This window comes from Campylobacter sp. FOBRC14 (assembly GCF_000287855.1).
GTDB lineage: Bacteria > Campylobacterota > Campylobacteria > Campylobacterales > Campylobacteraceae > Campylobacter_A > Campylobacter_A curvus.
This window is the reverse complement of the sequence record NZ_ALJJ01000009.1, coordinates 22,771-45,112: the sequence shown is the minus strand read 5'-3', so window position 1 is coordinate 45,112 and position 22,342 is coordinate 22,771. Positions and strand designations below refer to the sequence as shown.

The window sequence follows — 22,342 nt, the reverse complement described above, 5'->3', positions numbered from 1 at the left end:
GGGTCGGCTAAATTTAATGCCGGTCGCAATCGATATAAACGAAATTTAAAAACCAAAATAAAGGAAAACAAATGGCAAAAGTAATAGGAATCGACCTAGGAACGACAAACTCTTGCGTGAGCGTCTATGAGCGCGGTGAGAGCAAGGTCATACCAAACAAAGAGGGCAAAAATACGACTCCATCAGTCGTAGCATTTACCGACAAGGGAGAGGTTTTAGTAGGCGACGTGGCAAAACGTCAAGCGGTCACTAACCCTGAAAAGACGATATATTCGATCAAGCGTATCATGGGGCTCATGAGCAACGAGAAAAACGCCCAAGAGGCGAAAGCTCGCCTACCTTATCACGTCGTCGATAGAAACGGTGCTTGCGCCGTCGAGATCGCCGGTAAGGTCTATACTCCGCAAGAAATTTCGGCTAAAATTTTGATGAAATTAAAAGAAGACGCCGAAGCATATCTTGGCGAAAAGGTCGTAGACGCGGTCATCACGGTGCCTGCTTATTTCAACGACAGCCAAAGAAAGGCGACAAAAGAGGCCGGAACGATAGCCGGACTAAATGTGCTTCGTATCATCAACGAGCCGACGGCTGCGGCGCTTGCTTACGGGCTTGATAAAAAAGAGGCCGAGAAAATTTTAGTTTATGACCTAGGCGGCGGAACGTTTGACGTTACCGTGCTTGAGACCGGCGACAGCGTAGTCGAGGTTTTAGCCACGGGTGGTAACGCTTTCCTTGGCGGCGATGACTTTGATAACCTTATCATCGATTGGCTCGTAAATGAGTTTAAAAATGAGACCGGCATCGACCTTAAAAAGGACGTCATGGCTAGCCAACGCCTAAAAGAGGCTGCAGAAAACGCTAAAAAAGAGCTTAGTTCGGCTCAAGAAACCGAGATAAATTTACCGTTCATCACAGCTGACGCTACCGGTCCAAAACACCTCGTCAAAAAGCTCACTCGCGCAAAATTTGAGGGCATGATAGAGTCGCTCGTAGCCGAGACTATCACAAAGATCAACGAGGTCGTAAAAGAGGCGGGACTTAGCAAGAGCGATGTAAAAGAGGTCGTGATGGTCGGTGGCTCTACCCGTGTGCCACTCGTTCAAGAAGAGGTCAAAAAGGCCTTTGGTAAAGAGCTAAACAAGAGTGTGAACCCTGACGAGGTCGTAGCTATCGGTGCCGCTATCCAAGGTGCGGTCATCAAAGGCGACGTAAAAGACGTGCTCCTCCTTGATGTCACTCCGCTTAGCCTCGGTATCGAGACACTTGGCGGCGTGATGACAAAGATCATCGAAAAGGGCACTACGATCCCTGTCAAGAAAAATCAAACATTCTCAACCGCAGAGGACAACCAAAGCGCCGTGACTATCCATGTGCTTCAAGGTGAGCGCGAATTTGCAAGGGATAACAAATCTTTAGGACAATTCAACCTAGAGGGCATCCCGTCAGCCCCACGCGGTGTACCTCAAATAGAAGTAGAATTTGACATAGATGCAAACGGAATTTTGACCGTCTCGGCAAAAGATAAAGCGACCGGCAAAGCTCAAAACATCACGATATCCGGTTCAAGCGGACTAAGCGAGGACGAGATAAACAACATGGTAAAAGACGCCGAGCTTCACAAAGAGGACGATAAAAAGCGCAAAGAGGCGGTCGAGGCCAGAAATTCAGCCGACGCTTTGGTACATCAAACCGAAAAAAGCATGAACGAGCTAGGAGAGAAGGTGCCTGCCGAGGATAGAAGCAATATCGAGGCTGCGCTAAACGATCTAAAAGAGACGCTAAAAGATGAAAACGCAAGCAAGGAGCAAATCGACGCAAAAGTCCAAGCTCTAAGTGCCGCCAGCCACAAACTAGCCGAGGCAATGTATAAAAAAGATGACAACGCTAGCGGCGAGCAATCAGGCGGAAAGAAAAAAGACGACGACGTCATCGACGCTGAAGTCGAGTAATATCTAAATTTAGAGCCACGCTAGTGGCTCTAAGCAATTTTATTCGATACTTTTTATCCTGTCTTTATTGAGTCCCTCTTCGATACGTTTTATCTCTTCGTTGCCGCCTCTGACGACGTTCTTGTCATAGTGTAGGCGTTCGGCTATCTTTTTTGGATACTCCACGTTGCTTAATATAAATTTAAACACATTGAGCCTCGCCTCTTTTTTGTTGTCGGAGGCTACGATGACCCATGGCGAGATGGCGTTATGAGAGGCTAGCAGCATCGAATATTTGGCGATCGAGTATTGATCCCACAGCTCTTGAGCTTTTTGATCTACCGGAGAGATCTTAAACTGCTTGAGAGGGTCGGTCATGCGCTCTTTAAAGCGCCTTTTTTGCTCTTCTTTGCTGATAGAGAGGTAAAATTTAAAGAAAATTATGCCCGAGTTTATGGCCATCTCTTCAAATTTCGGCACTTCACGCAAAAATTCCTTATGCTCCTCTTGAGTGCAAAATCCCATCACTGGCTCGACTCCGGCGCGGTTATACCAGCTCCTATCAAAGATCACGATCTCTCCCGCGCTTGGTAGATGCGTGACGTATCGCTGGAAATACCACTGCGTCTTTTCGACGTCACTTGGCTTTGTGAGGGCGACTATCCGACATCCGCGTGGGTTTAGATGCTCGGTCAGGCGTTTTATCGTGCCGCCTTTGCCCGCCGCGTCGCGCCCCTCCATCAGCATCAGCACTCTTAAGCCCTTTTCTTTGACGTAGTTTTGAAATTTTAAAAGCTCGATCTGAAGCAGCCTTAGCTCTTGCTCGTAGCCTAGTTTGGCACCTTTTACGTGTTTTTTCTCTTTTGGCATGGTTTATCCTTTAAATTTCATAAATTCACGTCCGTTTCGTAATTTTACAACAATAAAGCTGATTTCACGCCCACTTAACGGTTTTACAATAAATTTAATAAAATTTATTAAAATCACGTAAATCAAAAAGGAACACTATGGTTTTTAAAATTCTCGTATCATTTTTTGCATTTTGTCTGGCTTGCTTTGGCGAGGTCCTCGACGTCAGCAAGGCATTTGACATCAGCACCGCCCAAGACAGTCAAAATTTAGAGATAAAATTTAAATTCGGCGAAAACATCTACATCTATCAAGATACCTTCGAGATAAAGCTAAATGGCGAGACGATCAACTCTCTTTTAAACATGCCAAAGCCAGAATCAGTAGGCGATCACGAGATCATCTTGCAGGATTTCTCGCTCCTTGTGCCGTTTAAGCTAGTCGGTGAAAATTTAAAAGACGATAAAGCCCGGCTTGAAATTTTATATCAAGGCTGCGCTAAAAACGGCATTTGCTACCGTCCGCAAAGTAAAATTTACACTATCACCAAAATAGATGATAAATTTAGCGTTGCGGCTGCCGACAAGCAGGACACAAATCAGCTTTCAGACGAGGAGAATATCGCCAGCGAGCTTGATAGCAGCGGCTTTTTGCTCTCTTTGGCTACGTTTTTTGGTTACGGGCTTTTGCTAGCTTTCACGCCTTGCGTTTTCCCGATGATACCGATCCTCTCAAGTATCATCGTCTCAAAAAGCGGACGAAATTTAAACGCCAAAACCGGCTTTGTGCTGTCGCTGGTTTATGTCGTGGCGTCGAGCCTTGCTTACGCGCTTGCGGGCGTTGCGGCGAGCTTGCTTGGTTTTGGGGTCCTGGGCGCATTGCAAAATGTCTGGGTGCTTAGCGTATTTGCGCTGTTTTTTGTCCTGCTTGCGTCTAGCATGTTTGGCTTTTACGATATAAAGCTACCGTCAAAATTTGAAAATCTTATAAGCAAGAAATCCCAAAATAGTAGCGGTCTGATCGGCGTTTTCATCATGGGTTTCGCCTCGGCGCTCATAGTATCTCCGTGCGTCGCCGCACCGCTTGCAGGGGCGCTACTTTACATAGCTCAAAGCGGAGATACGTTTTATGGCGGCACCATGCTTTTTGGCATGGGGCTTGGCATGGGAGTCCCGCTGCTTGTCATAGGGGCCAGCTCGGGTAAAATTTTACCAAAGCCGGGTGCTTGGATGGACGGTATAAAGAGCCTTTTTGGCTTTTTGATGCTGATAATGGCCGTTTGGCTCATGGCTAGAATTTTCGGCTCGTTTTTCGAGCTGGTAGGATACGGCGTCATAGGCGTGTTCATGGCGGTATATTTTGGAGCTTTCGAAGCAGCCGCGAGCGGGGCTATGAAATTTAAAAAGGCGCTTGCTATTTTGGTCTTTGTCTATTCTATAATGCTTATCGCGGGCGGATTTTTGGGCTCAAGGGACGCTCTCTCGCCTCTTAGCGGGCTAAATTTTACAAGCTTTGATCAAGCGCAGCTAAATTTTCGCTCGGTCAAAAATTTAAACGAGCTAAAAGATCTCATCAAAAATGCCGACAAGCCCGTGATGGTCGATTTTTATGCCGATTGGTGCGCAAGCTGCAAAGAGATAGAAAAGATCACTTTTAAAGATAGCGCCGTGGCCGGTAAGCTTGGCGATTTTACCCTCGTGCGTGTAGATGTCACGCAAAGCGGCGAGCAAAACGATGCTATGCTACGAGAATTCGGCCTTATCGACCCGCCTGCACTTTTGTTTTTTAAAGGCGGCGAGGAGCTTAAGCCTCTACGAACGATCGGCTTTATCTCGCCTGAGAAATTTTTGGAGAAAATTTCAAAAATTTGATAGTTCTATTATAATAAATCATTGATAATCGCTTCGCTTCTGCTTTGCAGTTGCGAACGAAGCGAAGCAAAACCCTGCTCACTCCAGGAGCGACCTAGCACAGACACGAACAGCGTTTGTGCGGGAGCGAGTAGCCGAACATATAGCACGATTTACGCAGTCAGCTACCGCTTCCCTGTCCTCGTAGCGAAGTCTCGTTACGAGTGCGTAGTACGAAGTAAAAATCGGCGGCGATAGCGTCGCTTCACAAGGTTTGACTTCGCTTTGAAAGCTGAAAATCAATGAAATATTGCAATAGAGCCAATTTGACAATCTTTCATAAGGGGCAAAACATGAAAAGAGGGTATGAAATTTTAAACGATCCGTTCTTGAACAAAGGGACGGCATTTAGCAAGGCCGAGCGTGAGCAGCTCGGGCTAGACGGGCTCGCCGCACATCCAAAGCATCGAGGAGCAGGCCAGTCAGGTGTATTTGCACTTTAAAACAAAGGGCGAAGAGATAGAAAAGCGTAAATTTTTGATGCAAATTTTTGACACCAACCGCACGCTATTTTACTACCTTTTCAACGAGCATGTGGTCGAATTTATGCCGATAGTTTATGATCCGGTGATCGCCAAGAGTATAGAAAATTACAGCGAATTTTTCGTCAATCCTCAAAACGCGGCCTTCATCTCGATAGAAAACAGCGACGGCATAGAGGAAATTTTAAAAAAGCGGCTAGCGGCAGGGAGATCCGCCTCATCGTAGCGACCGATGCGGAGGGCATTTTAGGCATAGGAGGCTGGGGCACGAACGGCGTTGATATATCGGTGGGCAAGCTAATGGTTTATAGCGCGGCCGCCGGGATAGATCCCAAGATGGTACTACCTGTCGTGCTTGATGTGGGAACGAACAGGCAAAGCTTGCTGGACGATCCGCTTTATCTAGGCAACCGCTTTAAGCGTATTAGAGGCGATAAATACTATGAATTTATCGATAAATTCGTGCATGCGGCCAGAAAAGTCTTTCCTAGATTGTATCTTCACTGGGAGGATTTTGGTCGCTCGAATGCAGCCAATATACTTAAAAAATACACCAAAAGCATACCGACTTTCAATGACGACATGCAAGGCACAGGCATCATCACCTTAGCCGCTATCTTGTGCGGGCTTGAAATTTCAAAAGAAAAGCTAAAAGATCAAAATTACGTCTGCTTTGGTGCGGGGACTGCGGGAGCTGGCATAGTAAATCGCGTCTATCTTGAGATGCTACAGCAAGGGCTCAGCGAGGCTGAGGCAAAGTCTAAATTTTATCTAGTAGATAAGCAAGGGCTGCTCTTTGATGATATGGATGATCTTACGCCGGAGCAAAAGCCTTTTGCAAGAAAAGAGAGGAATTTACAGATCCAGATACACTCATAAGTCTCACCGCGGTCGTCAAAAGAGTGCATCCGACGATCCTCGTAGGCACATCGACCACGCCTCATACATTTACCAAAGAGGTAGTCCAAGAGATGTCAAAGCACACGGCGCGCCCTATGATATTTCCTCTAAGCAACCCGACCGAGCTAGCCGAAGCTACGTCGAGCGACCTTATAGCGTGGAGCGACGGTAAGGCGCTAGTAGCCACCGGTATCCCAGTAGAGCCGGTCGTTTATAAGGGTGTTACATACGAGATAGGACAGGCGAATAACGCGCTGATGTATCCTGGCCTCGGGCTTGGAGTGATGTCTGTCGACGCTTCATTGCTCACTGATAAGATGATAAGTGCGGCGGCACACTCCCTAAAAGGCATGATAGATACCGATAAACTGGGGGCTGCACTCTTGCCGTCTGTATCGAGATTGACGCAGTTTTCTCAGGTCGTAGCCGAGGCGGTGGCTACTACCGCAATCGCTCAGGGCTTAAATAAAGACAAGGTAAAAGACGCCAAAACAGCTGTTTTAAATTTTAGATGGAAGCCTGCTTACGAGGCTTAGCTTGATGTCGCGGAGGCGAGATCTATCTCCACGGCTTTATTAAAATTTATCCTCATCTGCGATGTTTCAAAAAGTAGCATCATAAAATTTCTCACGAGACTATCACATTTTAAAGGCGGAATTTGATGACTAAAATTCGCTCAGACAAGGTTTTGATTTACTATTTTTTGTAAGGTTAAATTCAAGATATCGGCTTTTGCCGTAGTTTTTAATATCGATTCTATCAAAAGATGATAAAGCTTGCGGAATTTCTATCCGTTTTAAAATATAAAATTAAAATTTCATTATAATAAATTTACAAACTTCTAAAGGAGACAACATGGCAAACAAGATCTCAAGACGCGATATGCTCAAAATGAGTATGGTAGGTGCCGGCGCGCTCGCACTAAGCGGCGTGAATGCAGTAGCGGTATCAAGCGAAAAGGATGTCAAATTTGACGAAGAGTATGACATAGTCATCGTAGGAACGGGATTTGCGGGACTTTCAGCCGCCTTAAAAGCCAGCGAGCGCGGCAAGAAGGTTTTGATAGTCGAGAAAATGGGCCGTGCGGGCGGAAATTCCGTCATAAACGGTGGAAACATGGCTGCTCCTATGAACAAATACCAAGTCGCTCAAGGCATAAAGGATAGTAAAGAGCTATTTATCGCCGATGCCGTAAAAGACGGACTCGGGCTAAATCACACCGAGCTTTTGAGCACGATGTTTGATAAAAGCAACGATGCCGTCGCGCTCCTTGAAAAATGTGGCGCTCAGTTTTCAGATAAGCTGATATTTGAAAGCGGTCACAGCGTGGCTAGAAGCTTACAAGCTACAAACGCTTCGGGCTCTGGCTACATCCAACCTATGCTAAAAGTGCTTGGCGAGGATAAAAACGTCACTATCAAAACAAGGACGAAATTTGACGACTTCGTGCTAAATGACGCCGGGAAAGTGGTGGGAATTTTAGCTCGAGAGAACTATAAATTTGACGCCAAGCTCTTTAGCGACGACCTGGAAAACACAAGCGGCGATAAAAAGGCCTATAAGGCTAAAGACGGCGTATTACTAGCTGCAGGCGGCTTTGGACGCGACCTCTGGTATCGCCAGATACAAGATCCTCGCATAGTGCCTACGATAGACAGCACCAACCAACAAGGCTCAAGCGCGGGAGCGATGCTAAAAGCGACCGATCTGGGCGCTATCACGCTTCAAACTTCGTGGATACAGTTCTTGCCATACTGCTCGCCTGATGAAAAGGGCTTTGGTGCGGCCGTGAATTTCACAAACCACTGCTGCAACACTTACGGCATAACGGTAAATCCAAAAACAGGCAAGCGCTTCATGAACGAGCATGCCGGCCGTAAGATCAAATCAGACGCGTGCTTTGCAGTCATCGGCAAAGACGAGAACTACCCGGTCAACCTTTGCGACCAACAAGCAGTAGACGCGAGAAATCCTATCTACACATCTCGTCCGTTAGAGGCTGGCGTCATCTGGAAATTTGACACCCTTGACGCGCTCGCGGCGCATTTCAAGATCCCTGCTGATGCGCTCAAAGAAAGCGTCAAAAAATATAACGAAGGAGTAGCCGCAGGAAAAGATGAATTTGGCAAGCCGGTAGATAAACTAGGTGGCATAAACATCTCAAAACCGCCATTTTATGCGAGTCGTACTATGCCAAAAGTCCACCACACTTGCGGAGGCCTCGAGATAAACACAAAGGCTCAAGTGATCTCTTATAAAACGCATAAGCCAATAGAAGGCCTATATGCTGCAGGCGAGATAACAGGCGGTGTGCATGGAGCCAGCCGTCTAGGAACATACGCGATACTTGATTGTATGGTGTTTGGAATGATCGCCGGAGAGACGATGTAAAATCCAAAAAGGGCTTGGTTTGCCGCGCTTTTAGCAAATCGGCCCTTTATTTTATATGTTTGGCTACTTGCTCTCGCGCAAGCGGCTATTGAAATTTTAGGCTCTGTTATTATAAATCATTGACGTTTGCTTCGCTTCTGCCTTGCAGTTGCAAACGAAGTGAAGCAAAAACCCTGTTCGCTCCACAAGACGCCGAACATATAGCACGATTTTTTCTGCTTAGCGTTGCTCGCAGCTTTTCAAGACGCTTCGTTGCACTACTCAAACGCTGTTCGCGTTTTCCTTGCAAGCAGACCGCGGTCAGCTACAGCTTCCCTGTCCTCGTAGCGAAGTCTCGTTACGAGTGCATAGCACGAAGTAAAAATCGGCAGCGATAGCGTCGCTTCACAAGGTTTGACTTCGCTTTGAAATCTGAAAATCGATGAAATAATTGTAACAGAGCCTAAAAATATTAAAATGCTATTATCGTAGCGGGCTAAGCCTTGCTAAATTTCACTTCAAAAGACGTTAGTCTCTCATCGCTTTGGCAGCTTATTTTAAAATTCAGCTCGTCGCAAAATTTCTTTACGATATTCAGTCCTATGCCAAAGCCGCCGTTTTGCTCGTCAAATCTCGTATAAAGCTCGAAAATATGCGGTAAATTTTGCTTTGCTATGCCTTTGCCGCTATTTTTTATATTTAGCTCGCCAGGAGTTAAATTTATGCTGATGTTTCCGCCTTCGTTACAGTATTTTACGGCGTTTGAGAGTAGGTTGTCGATGATCTTTCTTAACTTGAATTTCGAGGTAAAAAGCGATACGTTGTTTGCTAGATCAAGCTTTAAATTTATATTTTTTTGCTCGATACTAGTGCTAAAATACTCTATCCTCTCGCTTAGCATCCGGGTTAAATCTAGCCGCTCTTTTTCATCTTTTGTGCCGTTTTTTAACCTCAAAGCGACCAGGTCCTCGTAAAGATTTGCTATCGTAGTCGCTGCGGTCTTGATGTTGCTTAGGTATTTGGCAGGGTCGCTTTTAAAAAGCTCTATACTCATCAAAATGACGCTCAAAGGCGTGTTTATCTCGTGCGTGGTGTCGCGTATGAAGCCGTCTAGGAATTCTATCTTTTCATAAAGCGGGCGCAAAGAGAGCCTGATGATAAAATAAGCTATCAGCAAGACCGCTGCCAAAACACCCAGCGATGCGAATAAAATTTTAAGCTTGAGCGTGAAAAGCTTCGTTTTCACACCGGTCGTTTTGATGGCTATGTAGTATTCGTTTTGAGCGTTTTTATCGGCTATGTTAAACTGCACTACCAGACTGTTGCCATCCTCGTAGCTGCTTGGCATATTTGGCCTTACATCAAAGTCGTCTTCGATGATGTCGCCGGTTTTTAGATCCACGACATACGCCTCGAAGTCGTCGAAATCATCATCGTCAAGCTCGCCGTGTTTATCGAGCTTCATCTGTAGCTCGCGCCTTAGATCTCTTAGCTCGAAGGTATCTTTATCTATGATGAACATCTTTTCATTTTGATAAAAGATGCCCGCAAAAAGGACGGTAAATGTGATGCTCGTTAGAAAATATAGTAAGAAAATAGGCAGGACATGGCGTTTGTTAAGCATATTTATATCCGAGCTTAGACTGGCTGATGATGCGCTCCTTGCCTAAAATTTTCCTAAGTCCCGTGATGTAGACTCGAAGGCTTAGCTCGCTAGGGCTCTCATCGTAGCTCCAAATTTCACTATAAATTTCATCTCGGCTTAGGAATCTATCTTTGTTTTTAAGCAGCAAGCTTAGCAGCTTGGCTTGTTTTTGTGGCATCGACACGATATCATCGCCTTTAAACAAAACGCCCTGGGTCATGTCGAAGCTGAAATTTTCATCTATGCGCTCTCTGGTTTTTGGATTATGCACGAAGGTGCGCCGCAGGATATTATTGACGCGCAAAAGTAGTTCTTTAAGCTCAAACGGCTTTTTGATGTAGTCGTCGCAGCCGCTTATGAAGCCATCTTGCACGTCTTTTAGGGTATTTAGCGAGGTCGTGAATATACAAGGCGTGTTGCGGCCGGCCTCTCTTAGCTCTTTAAGCAGCTTAAAGCCGTTACCGCCGATGATCTTGACATCAAATATCCACAGATCAAAGCATTTTTCATAGGCTAAATTTAGTGCGTCTTCGTAGTTTTTTACGCCCGTGACGTCAAAATTTTTGCTTTTTAGATACGTGCTCATCATATCAAGCAGCATATTTTCGTCTTCTACGATCAAAATTTTATTCATGGCTTCTCCAAAACATCAAATTATACTTAAAATTTTGCCTGTTTTGTAGCGTTAAGGTAGGCCTTGCTCATCGCAAAGCCTAAATTCGCATCAGTCGTGCTTTTTGTCAAATTTTTTACCGTCCATAAAGCCACCCTCATGACGATGTTTGTCAAAGTCGTCGTCCATTTTCTTGAGCTCTATGTCTAGCCTGTCGGCATCTTTTACACTTAGAGCCGAGACTTTTTCGTTGTAGCCGGTTCTAAAATCCTGCATAAATTTATACCTGTCAGCCGCGCTCATGGCCTCAAGCTTCTTTCTCATTTCAGACTTGAAGCCTCTTTTGGTGTCCTTTATTTGGGCTTTTAGCTCACCTACGCGCTTGTCTATCTCAAAGGCTATATCGCTTAGCGTTTTTGCATCGGCGTTCGCCATCATCGCGTAAAGCTCCTCGTTCGTGCTCTTCTCAAGTGAAGCGGCAAACATACTTCCAGCCATCAAGACGGCTACTAAAGCTATTTTTTTCATCTTTTCTCCCTTAAAAAATATGAGTGTATTTTAAATAAAACTTGTGAAGAAAAGGTTAAATCATATAGGATAATTTTTGAAGGTTATATCTTGACACAGTGCCGATTTTAAAATTCTAAAATATTGTAATGTCGTTTTATAAGATTTGACTATTTTATATTTTGTGGTGATGGATTAAAATCGGCCGAATCGAATTCGGCCTGAATTTTAGGAGTGGAGTGTGGTGATGTTTAGTTGTTTTTGGCTTTTTCTTCGGGTTCGTCTTTTTTAGTGATATCCCAAATTTCAGCCTCTTTTATGCTTAGAGCACAGACTCTTTCGTTATATCTCGCGCTAAAATCTCTCACGAAGTCATCTCTTTGTTCTTTAGCAAGAGTCTCGAGCTTGTTTTGCATTTTGGCTTCAAATGCCGCTTTTGCTGTATTTGCCTGTGCTTTTAGCTTGCCAAATCTTTTATCTATCTCAAACGCCATATCGGCAAGCGTTTTGGCGTCAGATCTCGTGATCATTTTGCCAAAGCTGGCTTCTTTTGCTTTTGCAAATATCGCCAAAAGATAAGCCTTTGAAGCTATCAAAAGTGTCGGCAGGCTTATTTTACTCTGGCATATCGCTGCAGTTTGATCGCTCATTTTTTCTCCTTTATTTAAAATGTAGGAGAATTGTAAAAAGAATTTGTGAAAGAAAGGTTAAGTAGCAGGCGCTAGTCGCCGCCTCTTAAAAATAGCTTTTTGATCTTATTAAGGCCTAGCTTCATACCGCTGTATTTCATCATTTTAGCCATCTTTTTCCACATGTCAAGCTCATAGCAAGGATGCGGACAGCGGTGACAGCGCGGTTTTTCTATATGAGGGCAGGCTTGAAGTCTGGCGTAAGCGTATCTAGCCATGTGCTCGCACTCTTTGCAAAGCTCAAATTCCACGCTCGCCACGTCCGCTTCCCCGTTATAGCTCAGGCTTTGCGTGCATTTGTGCTTTGGCTCGTCTTTGTGTTTGTCGGTGCAGTAAATTTGTATGAATTTCGTGACTGTCGCGACCTCGTAGCAAAATTTCTCTCTTGTCATACTATTCTCCTTTTTGGAAATAGTAGCCAAAAAGCGTGAAATTTGATTTGAGATAAATCAAGATATTTTTAGTCTCAAATGTCACAGATCGTTCCGAAATTTCGCCAATGCTCTTTTGTAGTCATCCTCGCTGTCTATGCCGATACTCTGGCTTGAGACCTCCAGCATCGCTATGCGCTTGCCGTTTTCAAGGGTGCGCAGCTGTTCTAGCTTTTCGGTACTTTCAAGATGTGAGGTGCGAAGTGAGCAAAATTTGCGTAAATTTAGTGCGCTGTATCCGTAGATGCCAAGGTGAGCTTTATATTCGTCGCATTTAGCGCGGTCAAAAGGTATGCGCGAGCGTGAAAAATATAGCGCAAAGCCGTCAAAATCAGTAACGACTTTGACTAGGTTTTTATCATCGGCAAATTCGCCGCTAACTAGCTTGTAGCATGAAAACATAAAGGCTTTTTCGCGTTTAGCCTCGCAAAAGGCTTTGAATTTAGCGATATTTTCAGGCTCTATGAAGGGCTCGTCGGCTTGGACGTTTATGATGATCTCGCGCTCGTCTAGCCCTAAAATTTGCGCCGCTTCGTTTATACGGTCCGTCCCGCTTTGATGATCCTTGCTCGTCATCACGGCCTTTAGTCCGTGCTTTCGTGCGATGTCAAAGACGCTTTCATCATCGACCGCTACTACTACATCATCGCAGCTACTAACGCGTCTAGCCGTAGCCACAAACATCGGCACCCCGCCGATATCGCATAAAATTTTATCCTTAAACCTAGTCGAGGCCAGGCGGGCGGGTATGATTATCATTTTTTGATCCATTCTAAAATTTTATTTTCGATCTGGCTTTGAGCTATCACTTCAGGGTGTAGGATCGGCGCGTCAAATAGCGCATCTATCGCCTTTGGCACTGTGTCGTTTAAAATTTCAGCCATCTTTTTTAGCCCCTCTTTTTCGCCGCCTTTTACCTTCACGTCGCAGGCTTTTAGCATACTTGGTGTAAATTTCACCCAGTGCGCAGTCGAGGTTATGACGTTTATACGAGAGCTGTCTACCATTTTTAGGCATGTTGCGGTATGCGGGTCGATCGCTACGCCTTTTTTAGCCCAGGAGCTTATGTAGCTTTCACACTCCTCGTCGGTGCAAAAGTTTGCCTCAAAGTCCTCTTTTAGCGCTGCTAGTTCGTGCGCCTTTAGCTTGTAAAATTTATTTTTATTAAGCTCGTCCATGAGCTCTTTCGTGCGTACGGCGCCAAATTTATCAAAAAGTAGGCGCTCGACGTTAGAGCTTAGCAAGATATCCATGGCCGGGCTTATGGTCTTGACTAAGGTTTTGTTCCTTAGATCGTAAATGCCCGTCGTAAAAAGCTCGGTCAAAATATTGTTGGCGTTTGAAGAGATCTTTATCTTGCCTATTTTTGCGCCCATTTTTTTAGCGTAATAAGCCCCCAAAGCGTTGCCGAAATTCCCGCTTGGCACGATGATGTCAAAGCTCTCGTTTTTGCCTAGTTTGCCAAGCTTTAAAAGGCGTGCGTAGGCGTATGCGTGGTAGATGATCTGAAACAAAATTCTGCCAAAATTTACGGAGTTTGCCGCGCTTAGCAAAAGACGATTTTTAGCCAGTTCGCTTTTAAAATTTTGACTCGCCAGAAGCGTTTTTAGTGCGCGCTGAGCGTCGTCGAAGTTGCCTTTTATGCCAAAGACCTTTAAATTTTCGCCGGGCATGCAGACCATCTGGAGTCGCTGGACCTCGCTCGTGCCGCCCGTAGGATACAAGCAGATGGCTTTTATATTTTTAGCGTTTGCGAAGGTTTGTAGCGTCGCCGGGCCGGTGTCGCCGCTCGTGGCGCACATTATGAGGTAGTTTTCGCCTCGTTTTTGCGCGAGCTTGCTTAAAATTTCGCCGAAAGGCTGAAGCGCCATATCCTTAAAAGCGCGTGTGGGCCCATGATAAAGCTCGTTTATGTATAGGTTTTTACCAAGCCTTTTAAATTCGACCGGTATATTTGGTCGGTCGAAATTTTTATAGCGTCTCAAGGCCTTTTTAAAGCTTGCCTCGTCGATGTCGAATTTAAAGAGCGAGATGATAGCCAGTGCCAGCTTTTCGTAGCTTAACGCGCTTAGATCTTGCCATGCTTTAGCGCTTATCTTTGGAAGCTTCGTCGGTGCGTAAAGTCCGCCGTGGATGCTACTTGGATTTAGCAGTGCGGTGCTTAAATTTACATTTTTTACCTTTTCGTTTTTGTCCGCTCTTGTGGGTGTGAGTCTCATTTTTTGCCTTTTGTTTGATTTTTTACCCAAATTTTGTATTTTTTATAGATATCTTTTGGCTTGAAAGATAAAATTTCAGGCAGATCGTAGCCGTGATTTGCTTTTATGAATTTAGCTATTTTTTTAAATTTAGCGTCCGTCTTGATGAGCAGAATTCTCTCTTTCTCGTCGTAGATTTTATCGTCCCAGACGTAAAGACTACCCGCCTTTACGCTGCTGACGCAAGCGGCCAAGCCATTTTTGATGAGTTTTTTGCCTAGCATTTTGGCCGCCTTTTTATCAGCGACCGAGGTCATTAAAATTTTCATCCTTTTATCATCGTCCCTATGCCGTCATCAGTAAAGAGCTCCAGCAGCAGCGAGTGAGGCAGCCTGCCGTCAAGTATGTGTGCGTTTGCGACGCCGTTTTTGACACATTCAAGTGCTGCATCGACCTTTGGTATCATGCCGCCGTTTATCGTGCCGTCCTCTTTTAGCGCAGTTATATGCGCTTCATTTAGCTTGCTGATCAAATTTCCGTCTTTATCCAGTATCCCGCGCGTGTCGGTGAGAAATATCACGCGTTCGGCCTTTAGCGCGCTTGCTATCTTGCTCGCGCACAAATCGGCGTTTATGTTGTAGCTGTTGGCCTCGTCGTCAGTGGCGACAGGAGCGACGACCGGGATCAGGCCGTTTTCGAGCAGGCCGTTTAAGACGTAGGTATTTACGCGCTCTATCTCGCCCACAAAGCCGTATTTGCCGTTATTTAAAATTCTTGCCTTGAGTAAATTCGCATCTTTGCCGCTCACGCCGATCGCTCTTGCGCCGTTTTTGTTCAAAAGCGCGGTGATCTCTTTGTTGATATTGCCGCTAAGCACCATTTCGACGATCTCCATAGCCTCTTTGTCGGTCACGCGAAGCCCGTCTACGAACTCACTTTTTATATGCAAACGATCAAGGTAGGAATTTATCTTTTTACCGCCGCCATGCACGACTACGACCTTGCAGCCTACAAGCTGAAGCAGCGCTATATCGCGAACGAAGTCGTTTTTGAGCGTATCGTCTATCTGTGCGGAGCCGCCGTATTTGACGACGAAAATTTTATTACGAAATTTTTGAATATAAGGCAGGGCCGAGATGATGACCTGCGCGACTTGTAGTGAATTTTGCACTTCGATCCTTCGCTAAAAATGTCAGATTATAACAAAATGCGCTTAAATTTTAGATTGTATCAGCGTTTTAAACTCTTCGCTAAGCGTCGTTTCTAACGTGATGAGCGAGATCGGTAGGCCAAAGTCTCGCACCTTTACGTAGTCCTTTCGCGTCATCAAAAGCGAGCTTGCCTCACGCTCTTTTAAAATTTGAGCGAGCTCGTCCTTGCAAAAGCTGTAATGATCGGGGTAAAAGATCTGTGCTAGCGTATCTTTAAAAAACGGCTCTAAGCGCGCCGGGTTGGCTATGCCGGTCACTAGCACCATTTTTGGCGTGGGATTTTCGATTCTGCTCTTTCTAAAGTGCGTCTGGCCCGGCTCGGCGATAAAGTCTGCAAATTTATAAAAGCTTACCGGATAGCGGTAAGCGCCGCTAGGGATAGTGAAATTTAGCGCGGGCTTTGGAGCTGGGCGCAACAAGATGTCAAATTTTTTGATATGAAATTTACCAAAGCCATCGTCCATCAAGACATATCTGGCGCCGGCGTTTTTGGCAAATTCTATCGCTTCGTCGCGGTTTTCACTTACGATGACGTTTGCATCTTTGACGCTTATGGCGTATTCCATGGCCTCATCGCCGCTCGTGCGTGTATCTGCTAAAATTTCGCCGTTTTTGCAGACTACCAGCATGCCCTTGGTGGCTCTTTTGTAGCCTCTTAGCACGATGAATGCACCTTTAAATTCATTTGCAATGGCGATACAAAGCGGAGTTTTGCCGCTTCCACCAAGGCTTAAATTCCCCACGCTTAAAATTTTGATACCAAAGTCTTTTTTGCAGCTTGAAATTTTTTTGATCCAAATGATGGCGGTATAAACGAGACTAAGCGGTAAAAGTGCGTAGGCTAGCAGCTTTTGCGGGAGGCTTGGGCGATAAAAATATCTGTTCGCCCAAGTGTGTAAATTTTGCTCGAAGCTGCTTTTAGGCACGATTTTTCAGTATCTCTTTTATCGTGTCGCAGATGTAGTAGACGTCTTCGTCTTTCAGCCCGTCGTAGATAGGCAGCGAAAGCACTTGCTGATAGACCTTTAGCGCAGTAGGGAAGTCATTTACTTTAAGCGCGTATTTGTTTTTATAATAGCTTAGCAGGTGTATCGGTATGTAGTGTAAAGATGTGTGTATGCCGCGCTCTAGTAGCTCTCTTGCAAAGCCGTCGCGGTTTTTATTTACTTTTATGATGTATTGCGAGTAGATATGATCGCGTTTTTTTACTGGTGTGGCGATCTGTGGATAGCCCGCTAGCTCCTTATCGTAGATCGCAGCTATCTCTCGCTGACGTTTTATGAAGCCGTCGTTCTTTTCTAGCTGAGCGAGCGAAAATGCCGCATTCAGCGCGTTTATATCGTATTTTAGCCCGATATCCACGACATCGTAGATGTAGCTTAGATTGCCGTATTTATCGATGCCGTTTACCAGCGCGTAGTTGCGAAGTAGCTTGGCGCTTTTGGCGATCTCGTCGTCGTTTGTGGTGAAAAATCCGGCTGTGGAGATTGGATTTTGCACTTGAGAATTTGTCTGAAAGCACGATAAAAACGAGTCTTTACTGCCGACTTTCTTGCCATTGTAGGTAAATCCTATGGCTCTATTCGCATCGTCTAAAATTTGAACATCATAGCGTTCGCCTATCTCCTTTATCTCGTCCATTTGCGCACTTTGACCGGCTATATGAGTGACGAAGGCGCATTTTAGCTTTTTGTGGTTTTGCTCTTTTAAAATTTTCTCGAGTGCATCGGGGTTTATGTTAAAATCATCCTCATTTATATCCACAAATATCGGCTCCGCATCAAAATGGCGGATCGCCTGAGCTACGCTAGGAAAGGCATTTACCGAGCAGAGTATCTTATCGCCACGTTTGATATGCATGGCGCTTAGTGCCAAATGGTGCGCCGCCGCGCTGTTATTTGTCGTGATAACATGTTTTGCGTCAAAATACTTCTTCAGAGCCTCTTCAAATTTGTCTATTATGCTGTTTGGATCTTGTCCGTATAGGACCTCTTTGATAAGCTCACTTTCGCGCTCTGTGACGGTTGGTTTGTAAAATGAAATTTCTTTCATTATAAATCCTTTTAAATTTTTGCTATCAACGGCATTTGTCGCTTAAATTTATTCGATTCTACCCTTTTTACGATCTCGTCGACCGTATCTTGTCCAAATTTATCGACGCTTGCGCCTAAATTCCCTCCTGCTATACCTTTTAATATCTCATCTATCGTTTCATAAGTGTATCCGATGTCGGCCTCGTCGCTTTGGCCATCCCAAAGATCGGCGCTTGGCGCTTTGTTTATGATGTTTTCATCGACTCCAAGATACTTTGCGAATTCAAAAATTTCAGTTTTATAAAGCTCGCCGATAGGATTTATCGCACATGCCAGGTCACCAAAGATAGTGCCGTATCCTAGCATCAGCTCGCTTTTGTTGCTGGTGCCTACGACTAGAGCGTTTATGCTGGCCGAGTAGTCATACAGCAGACTCATGCGCACCCTTGCGCTTAAATTTCCTTTACGAAGTTTGTCTATGTTTTCGCCTATAGAGTCGCCAAATGCGTCAAGGATGGCTTGGATATTTAAAATTTTAAAATTTAAGCCAAGCTTTTTGCATAGATTTAACGCATCGTCTATGTTTTTAGTGCTTGAAGCGTTTGTTGGCATTATGAGAGCGTGGGTATTTTTTGGCATAGCAGCCGCGCACAGAGTGGCTACTACCGCAGAGTCTATGCCTCCACTCACACCTATCAGCAGATTTTTAGATTTACTCTTTTTTGTAATGTAATTTTTTAAGAATTCAACTAAAATTTTCTTTATGCTTTCGTAATCTTTCATCTTTGCACCGATTTATTTTTATTGGTTCAATTATACTAGTTTTATTTTAAAATTTTCCTTTAAGTTTAAGGAATTTATTGTAAAATTCTTAAAAATTTAAATTAAAGTATAAAAATGCAAATTTTATCTGAAAATTTCGGTCCGTATATGACAAATTGCTACATCGTAAAAACTCCTGGCGGCGATATTGTCATAGACCCTGGAGAGGGCGCTAAAGAGTGGGTCAAGCAAAACGCAAAAGATGCAAAAGCCATACTTTGTACGCATGGACACTTTGATCATATATTTGACGTCAAAGCCCTAAAAGACGAGCTTGGCTTGCCCGTTTATATCAATGAAAATGACGCATTTATGGTGCAAAGCGATGTCTTTGGCTACGGATACGAGTGTTTTACCGCCGATGCCTTGATCAGTGGCGATAAAGAGATCATGATCGGTGATATGAGTGTGAGATTTTACCTGTTTAGCGGACATACGCCGGGATGCTCGATGATACAAATCGGCGAGGCTATGTTTAGCGGCGATTTTTTATTTAAAGACAGCATTGGTAGGTGGGATTTTCCGTATTCTAGCAAGGAAGACATGATAAAAAGTCTTGAAAAATGTAAAAATTTAAGAGGCGATTTTATCTTATACCCTGGACACGGCGAGCCCAGCACGCTTAAGAGAGAACAAGAAAATTTAGATATATGGATAAGATATGTAAGAAAGAGTTGATATCCGAGCATATCGCATACCCGGATATCAAGTGGATTAGAAGCTATATTTTGCTTCGAATCTGATCCTATCTTGTTTGTATTTTTCTCCGTCTTTTTTATCTTTAGCAGCTGCATACCAAGCCATGAAATTTAGCTTTTTGCTATATTTATAGTCGAGTTGGCCATACCACTCATCTCTTTTAGCTCTTTTTTCTGCAAGGGCATTGCTATAGCCTTTGCCTTTTGTGTATCCTGCGCCGATACCATATTTTTGATCAAATACATATTTGGCATTGATGAACCAGTAATCGTTCTTGTCTTTTATATTGTTATAAAATTGAGAGCTACTACTCATTGCACCGTTTAGAATTTTGGCTGGATTTATATAACCACCATTTGAATCGATTGAAACGAAAGATGTTCCTACTCCGCCATTGCTTGTGTTATCGGCTTTAAAGTTTATATATCCTGCGTTTAGGCTAGCACCTAGTATACCGAAGTTAGCTTTTACGCCATAGAAATTAGCATCTGTATAGTCTGCATGATCTGACTCATTATGAGCGTATTGACCTTGTAAACCTAGCTTGAAGTCGTTTATGTTAAAGTTCACGGCAGCATCGCCTGCGATCAAATTTGCTACGTCATGAAGATTTGCATACCAAATTTTAAATGCCACTGGATCATATGAGCCCATAGCGCCTAATACGTATAGATTCGGCGATTTATCCATAGCGCCGATAGCATTTAGTAACGGACCATCTACATCAACTGTGCCATACTCTAATGCATCATATGCAGCCGCTGTTAAGGTTAGTCCCGGAACATCTGTATTTAAGATTTTAACACCTGTGCCTGATATATCGCCATCATCAAAAAATGTTTTGATTAGCTGCTTACCGGCTGTTACAGTAGTGTTTCCATATTTATAACCTAAGTAAAATTCTTGAACGCCGAAGCTACCTGTAGTATTTGTTTGATCTGTAGCATTGGGAGTCATATGACCTGAGCCATCTTTTGTATCATATAAAAGATTTAAGACGCCAAAGAAGTTATCATCGATAGCTGCTTTAAATGCGCTTTCTATTCTAAATCTATGATTTGCATTTGTGGTTTTCGCACCTTTGTTGTCAAAATGGTCGTCCGTATAACGATACCTTGCAAAGCCTGAGAGATCAACGTTTTTTATAGCCTCTTCAAGTGGTGTCGCACTTGCAACGCTTGAAAATGCACCTAAAGCAACCAAAGCCGCTAGACTAATTTTAGTCAGTTTCATTAAGACTCCTTTAATAAAAGTTTAATGAGAATATTACCATATAAAATTAGCTTTGTAGCTTAATATAAAATTAAATATTTTAAAAAATTACCGTTTATTTACTAAAAGGTGCTAAGCGGATAAAAAGCCTCCTATTTAGACCCGTCTTTTTCTTGTTTTTCTTTAGTGCGTCTTATCGCGGCCTCTTTTTGTATATTTTTTTGTTGTGCATCGAAAATATGCTCCTCGAGCTTGACTAGCTGAAACGTCCCTTCAAAAATTTTGATCTCTTTTGTATGTCCGGTCACTCGCACTTCGCGTTTTCTATTTTCGTCAAAATGCGCTTTAGCTTCAAATTCTACGATATCGCCAAGCTTCAACGGACCGAAAAAATTTATACGAGCACCGATAGTTACGCAAAATTCCTCATTTATAGCCACAAGTGCGGCGTAGTTTGCCGCCGAAAAGATAAATCCGCTGTGTATGAGCCCTCTGTCGTCCGCGACCATGTCGGCATTGGTGTAAAATTTCGTCTTTGCGTGATTTTTTTCCAAAAAGGTGGTCGTTCCACTTAAATTCAGCTTTATAGCAGGAGATGTCTTGATGTCGTTTCTAAATGGATTTTCATCCTCGGGCAAGACTATTTGACTCTCTTCGCTAGCTTCGTAAATATTATCATCAGCCATTTTTATCCTTAAATTTTGATTTTTACATATACTCGTTTTGGTGCGGGATAGCCCTCTATCGTTTTGGTGTTGTCGTTTGGATCGAGGAAATTTTGCAAGCTTTGCCCGTCTATCCATGGCGTCTTTCGCTGTTCGCTCGTATCCGTTTGCTTCGTGGCTAAAATTTCAAAATCTTTAAATTTCGCCCTCTCGCACCAGCCCTGCAGAGCGTCTATCGTAGGCACGAAATAGATATTTGGTATCTTGGAATAGGTATTTTTGGGGCTTAGGGCAAATTCTCCCCGCATATCGATATACATCGTGTCTAAAAATACCTCTCCGCCCGGATTTAGCGCGCTTTTTAGCTCTTTTAGCATTTTTATCGGATCGCTTCTATGATAGATCACGCCAAGGCAAAAAATAGTGTCGAATTTACTCTCAAAAAACGGCAAATGCTCTACGCCAAGCATCTCGTAAGCGATATTTGTCTTGGCAAAATGGTTTATAAATTTAAACTGAAGCGCCGTATGGACGCTCGGATCAAAGCCAGTTATCTTTTTAGGGGCGAAATTTAGCATCCTAAACATATAATAGCCATTGTTGCAGCCCACGTCAGCGACGCTTTTACCGTCTAAATTCAGATGCGGCGCCAAGAGATTAAATTTAATAAAGCTTTGCCACTCGGTGTCGATAAATATATCATCTATCTTAAAAGGCCCCTTGCGCCAAGGCTTTAGCGACTTTGCGAGAGCGTAAATCTCCTCTTTTTTCTCGGCGCTCAAATTTTGAAATTTTATATTTATCGTATCGCTAAATTCGCACGCGCACTCAAGATCTCCAAGCGCCTCTATCGCGCGTGAAATTTCTAAATTTTTACCGCTGTTTAGCTCGTCAAATTTAGCTTTTCTGGCCTTATTTATATCCATTTATTTCCAGTCGATCATATTGTGCGGACACTCTTTTTGATACGTCCCTGTCGCGTCATAATACTCTTTGCAGTCGTTGTAGTATTGCGTCGAAACCCCGCGGTCGTTTAGGTAGATGCAACCGTTGAAACTAGCCGCGATAATGGCTAAAAAAATAATCTTTTTCATAGCGCGGATTTTATCATAAAACAGCCAAAATGCCAAAATTTATGCTACAATAAGCCACCAAGGGCTGAGGTCAGCTAGAAAAAA

23 protein-coding genes and 1 pseudogene are annotated in these 22,342 nt (G+C 43.9%); 7 read left to right on the top strand and 17 right to left on the bottom strand.

Annotated features, from left to right (window positions below; all coding sequences use genetic code 11):
* Window positions 1–71 precede the first annotated feature (71 nt).
* Window positions 72–1,949, top strand: a complete 1,878-nt coding sequence (gene dnaK, locus HMPREF1139_RS03475; RefSeq protein ID WP_009650189.1) for a molecular chaperone DnaK — start codon at window positions 72–74, stop codon at window positions 1,947–1,949.
* Between the two features lie 39 nt (window positions 1,950–1,988).
* On the opposite strand, the gene ppk2 is transcribed toward dnaK, so the two are convergent.
* Window positions 1,989–2,798 (bottom strand): polyphosphate kinase 2, encoded by an 810-nt coding sequence (ppk2, locus tag HMPREF1139_RS03470; protein ID WP_009649978.1) that lies wholly within the window; start codon window positions 2,796–2,798, stop codon window positions 1,989–1,991.
* Between the two features lie 137 nt (window positions 2,799–2,935).
* Between ppk2 and dsbD the strand changes: the two genes are divergently transcribed.
* The 5 genes and pseudogenes from dsbD to HMPREF1139_RS03455 all read left to right on the top strand — a co-directional run bounded on the left by dsbD (window position 2,936) and on the right by HMPREF1139_RS03455 (window position 8,460).
* Complete coding sequence (dsbD, locus tag HMPREF1139_RS03465; RefSeq protein WP_009650086.1) at window positions 2,936–4,648, top strand: protein-disulfide reductase DsbD; 1,713 nt, start codon at window positions 2,936–2,938, stop codon at window positions 4,646–4,648.
* 332 nt (window positions 4,649–4,980) lie between these two features.
* Window positions 4,981–5,130, top strand: a complete 150-nt coding sequence (locus HMPREF1139_RS11685) for a hypothetical protein (RefSeq protein ID WP_009649975.1) — start codon at window positions 4,981–4,983, stop codon at window positions 5,128–5,130.
* Window positions 5,114–5,395: a malic enzyme, N-terminal domain protein gene (locus HMPREF1139_RS11680; RefSeq protein ID WP_009650070.1), complete on the top strand. Its 282-nt coding sequence runs from the start codon at window positions 5,114–5,116 to the stop codon at window positions 5,393–5,395. Before HMPREF1139_RS11685 ends, HMPREF1139_RS11680 begins: the two co-directional genes overlap by 17 nt.
* Window positions 5,287–6,605: pseudogene (maeA, locus tag HMPREF1139_RS12105) on the top strand (oxaloacetate-decarboxylating malate dehydrogenase). Before HMPREF1139_RS11680 ends, maeA begins: the two are co-directional and overlap by 109 nt.
* 319 nt (window positions 6,606–6,924) lie before the next feature.
* Window positions 6,925–8,460: a flavocytochrome c gene (locus HMPREF1139_RS03455; RefSeq protein WP_009650330.1), complete on the top strand. Its 1,536-nt coding sequence runs from the start codon at window positions 6,925–6,927 to the stop codon at window positions 8,458–8,460.
* A gap of 475 nt (window positions 8,461–8,935) precedes the next feature.
* Here HMPREF1139_RS03455 and HMPREF1139_RS03450 read toward each other — a convergent pair whose 3' ends face one another.
* The 12 genes from HMPREF1139_RS03450 to HMPREF1139_RS03395 form a co-directional block, all read right to left on the bottom strand.
* A complete protein-coding gene (locus HMPREF1139_RS03450; protein WP_009650321.1) occupies window positions 8,936–10,063 on the bottom strand; it encodes a sensor histidine kinase in 1,128 nt (375 codons plus the stop codon).
* Window positions 10,056–10,718: a response regulator transcription factor gene (locus HMPREF1139_RS03445; protein ID WP_009649981.1), complete on the bottom strand. Its 663-nt coding sequence runs from the start codon at window positions 10,716–10,718 to the stop codon at window positions 10,056–10,058. Before HMPREF1139_RS03445 ends, HMPREF1139_RS03450 begins: the two co-directional genes overlap by 8 nt.
* Window positions 10,719–10,808: 90 nt before the next feature.
* Complete coding sequence (locus tag HMPREF1139_RS03440; protein WP_009650226.1) at window positions 10,809–11,225, bottom strand: DUF1104 domain-containing protein; 417 nt, start codon at window positions 11,223–11,225, stop codon at window positions 10,809–10,811.
* A 230-nt stretch (window positions 11,226–11,455) separates the two neighbouring features.
* Entirely contained in the window at window positions 11,456–11,854 is a 399-nt protein-coding gene (locus HMPREF1139_RS03435; RefSeq protein ID WP_009650137.1) for a hypothetical protein, read from the bottom strand.
* 71 nt (window positions 11,855–11,925) lie between these two features.
* Window positions 11,926–12,285: a nitrous oxide-stimulated promoter family protein gene (locus tag HMPREF1139_RS03430; RefSeq protein WP_009650053.1), complete on the bottom strand. Its 360-nt coding sequence runs from the start codon at window positions 12,283–12,285 to the stop codon at window positions 11,926–11,928.
* Window positions 12,286–12,366: 81 nt separating this feature from the next.
* Entirely contained in the window at window positions 12,367–13,083 is a 717-nt protein-coding gene (gene kdsB, locus HMPREF1139_RS03425) for a 3-deoxy-manno-octulosonate cytidylyltransferase (protein ID WP_009649962.1), read from the bottom strand.
* Window positions 13,080–14,543 (bottom strand): threonine synthase, encoded by a 1,464-nt coding sequence (thrC, locus tag HMPREF1139_RS03420; RefSeq protein ID WP_009650211.1) that lies wholly within the window; start codon window positions 14,541–14,543, stop codon window positions 13,080–13,082. Before thrC ends, kdsB begins: the two co-directional genes overlap by 4 nt.
* Window positions 14,540–14,851, bottom strand: a complete 312-nt coding sequence (gene cutA / locus HMPREF1139_RS03415) for a divalent-cation tolerance protein CutA (protein WP_232209595.1) — start codon at window positions 14,849–14,851, stop codon at window positions 14,540–14,542. The genes thrC and cutA overlap by 4 nt, the downstream gene beginning before the upstream one ends.
* The gene (argB, locus tag HMPREF1139_RS03410; protein ID WP_009650002.1) at window positions 14,848–15,693 is read right to left on the bottom strand and encodes an acetylglutamate kinase; all 846 of its coding nucleotides are present in this window, start codon (window positions 15,691–15,693) and stop codon (window positions 14,848–14,850) included. The genes cutA and argB overlap by 4 nt, the downstream gene beginning before the upstream one ends.
* Window positions 15,694–15,735: 42 nt before the next feature.
* Window positions 15,736–16,659 carry a tetraacyldisaccharide 4'-kinase gene (locus tag HMPREF1139_RS03405; protein WP_009650192.1) on the bottom strand — a complete coding sequence of 308 codons (924 nt, stop codon included), beginning with the start codon at window positions 16,657–16,659 and terminating at the stop codon, window positions 15,736–15,738.
* Window positions 16,652–17,785, bottom strand: coding sequence for a DegT/DnrJ/EryC1/StrS family aminotransferase (locus tag HMPREF1139_RS03400; protein ID WP_009650133.1), 1,134 nt, complete (start codon window positions 17,783–17,785; stop codon window positions 16,652–16,654). Before HMPREF1139_RS03400 ends, HMPREF1139_RS03405 begins: the two co-directional genes overlap by 8 nt.
* Window positions 17,786–17,796: 11 nt before the next feature.
* On the bottom strand, window positions 17,797–18,549 hold the full coding sequence (locus HMPREF1139_RS03395; protein ID WP_009650006.1) for an NAD+ synthase: 753 nt from the start codon (window positions 18,547–18,549) through the stop codon (window positions 17,797–17,799).
* A gap of 114 nt (window positions 18,550–18,663) precedes the next feature.
* On the opposite strand from HMPREF1139_RS03395, the gene HMPREF1139_RS03390 reads away from it, so the two are divergent.
* Window positions 18,664–19,266 carry an MBL fold metallo-hydrolase gene (locus tag HMPREF1139_RS03390; RefSeq protein WP_009650101.1) on the top strand — a complete coding sequence of 201 codons (603 nt, stop codon included), beginning with the start codon at window positions 18,664–18,666 and terminating at the stop codon, window positions 19,264–19,266.
* 36 nt (window positions 19,267–19,302) lie between these two features.
* Here the strand turns inward: HMPREF1139_RS03390 and HMPREF1139_RS03385 are convergent, their stop codons facing one another.
* The 4 genes from HMPREF1139_RS03385 to HMPREF1139_RS03370 form a co-directional block, all read right to left on the bottom strand.
* The gene (locus tag HMPREF1139_RS03385; RefSeq protein ID WP_009650117.1) at window positions 19,303–20,520 is read right to left on the bottom strand and encodes a major outer membrane protein; all 1,218 of its coding nucleotides are present in this window, start codon (window positions 20,518–20,520) and stop codon (window positions 19,303–19,305) included.
* A 131-nt stretch (window positions 20,521–20,651) separates the two neighbouring features.
* Window positions 20,652–21,185: a PaaI family thioesterase gene (locus HMPREF1139_RS03380; protein ID WP_009650244.1), complete on the bottom strand. Its 534-nt coding sequence runs from the start codon at window positions 21,183–21,185 to the stop codon at window positions 20,652–20,654.
* 8 nt (window positions 21,186–21,193) lie between these two features.
* On the bottom strand, window positions 21,194–22,090 hold the full coding sequence (gene cmoB / locus HMPREF1139_RS03375) for a tRNA 5-methoxyuridine(34)/uridine 5-oxyacetic acid(34) synthase CmoB (RefSeq protein WP_009650369.1): 897 nt from the start codon (window positions 22,088–22,090) through the stop codon (window positions 21,194–21,196).
* The gene (locus HMPREF1139_RS03370; protein ID WP_169753837.1) at window positions 22,091–22,258 is read right to left on the bottom strand and encodes a hypothetical protein; all 168 of its coding nucleotides are present in this window, start codon (window positions 22,256–22,258) and stop codon (window positions 22,091–22,093) included.
* Between the last annotated feature and the right edge of the window lie 84 nt (window positions 22,259–22,342).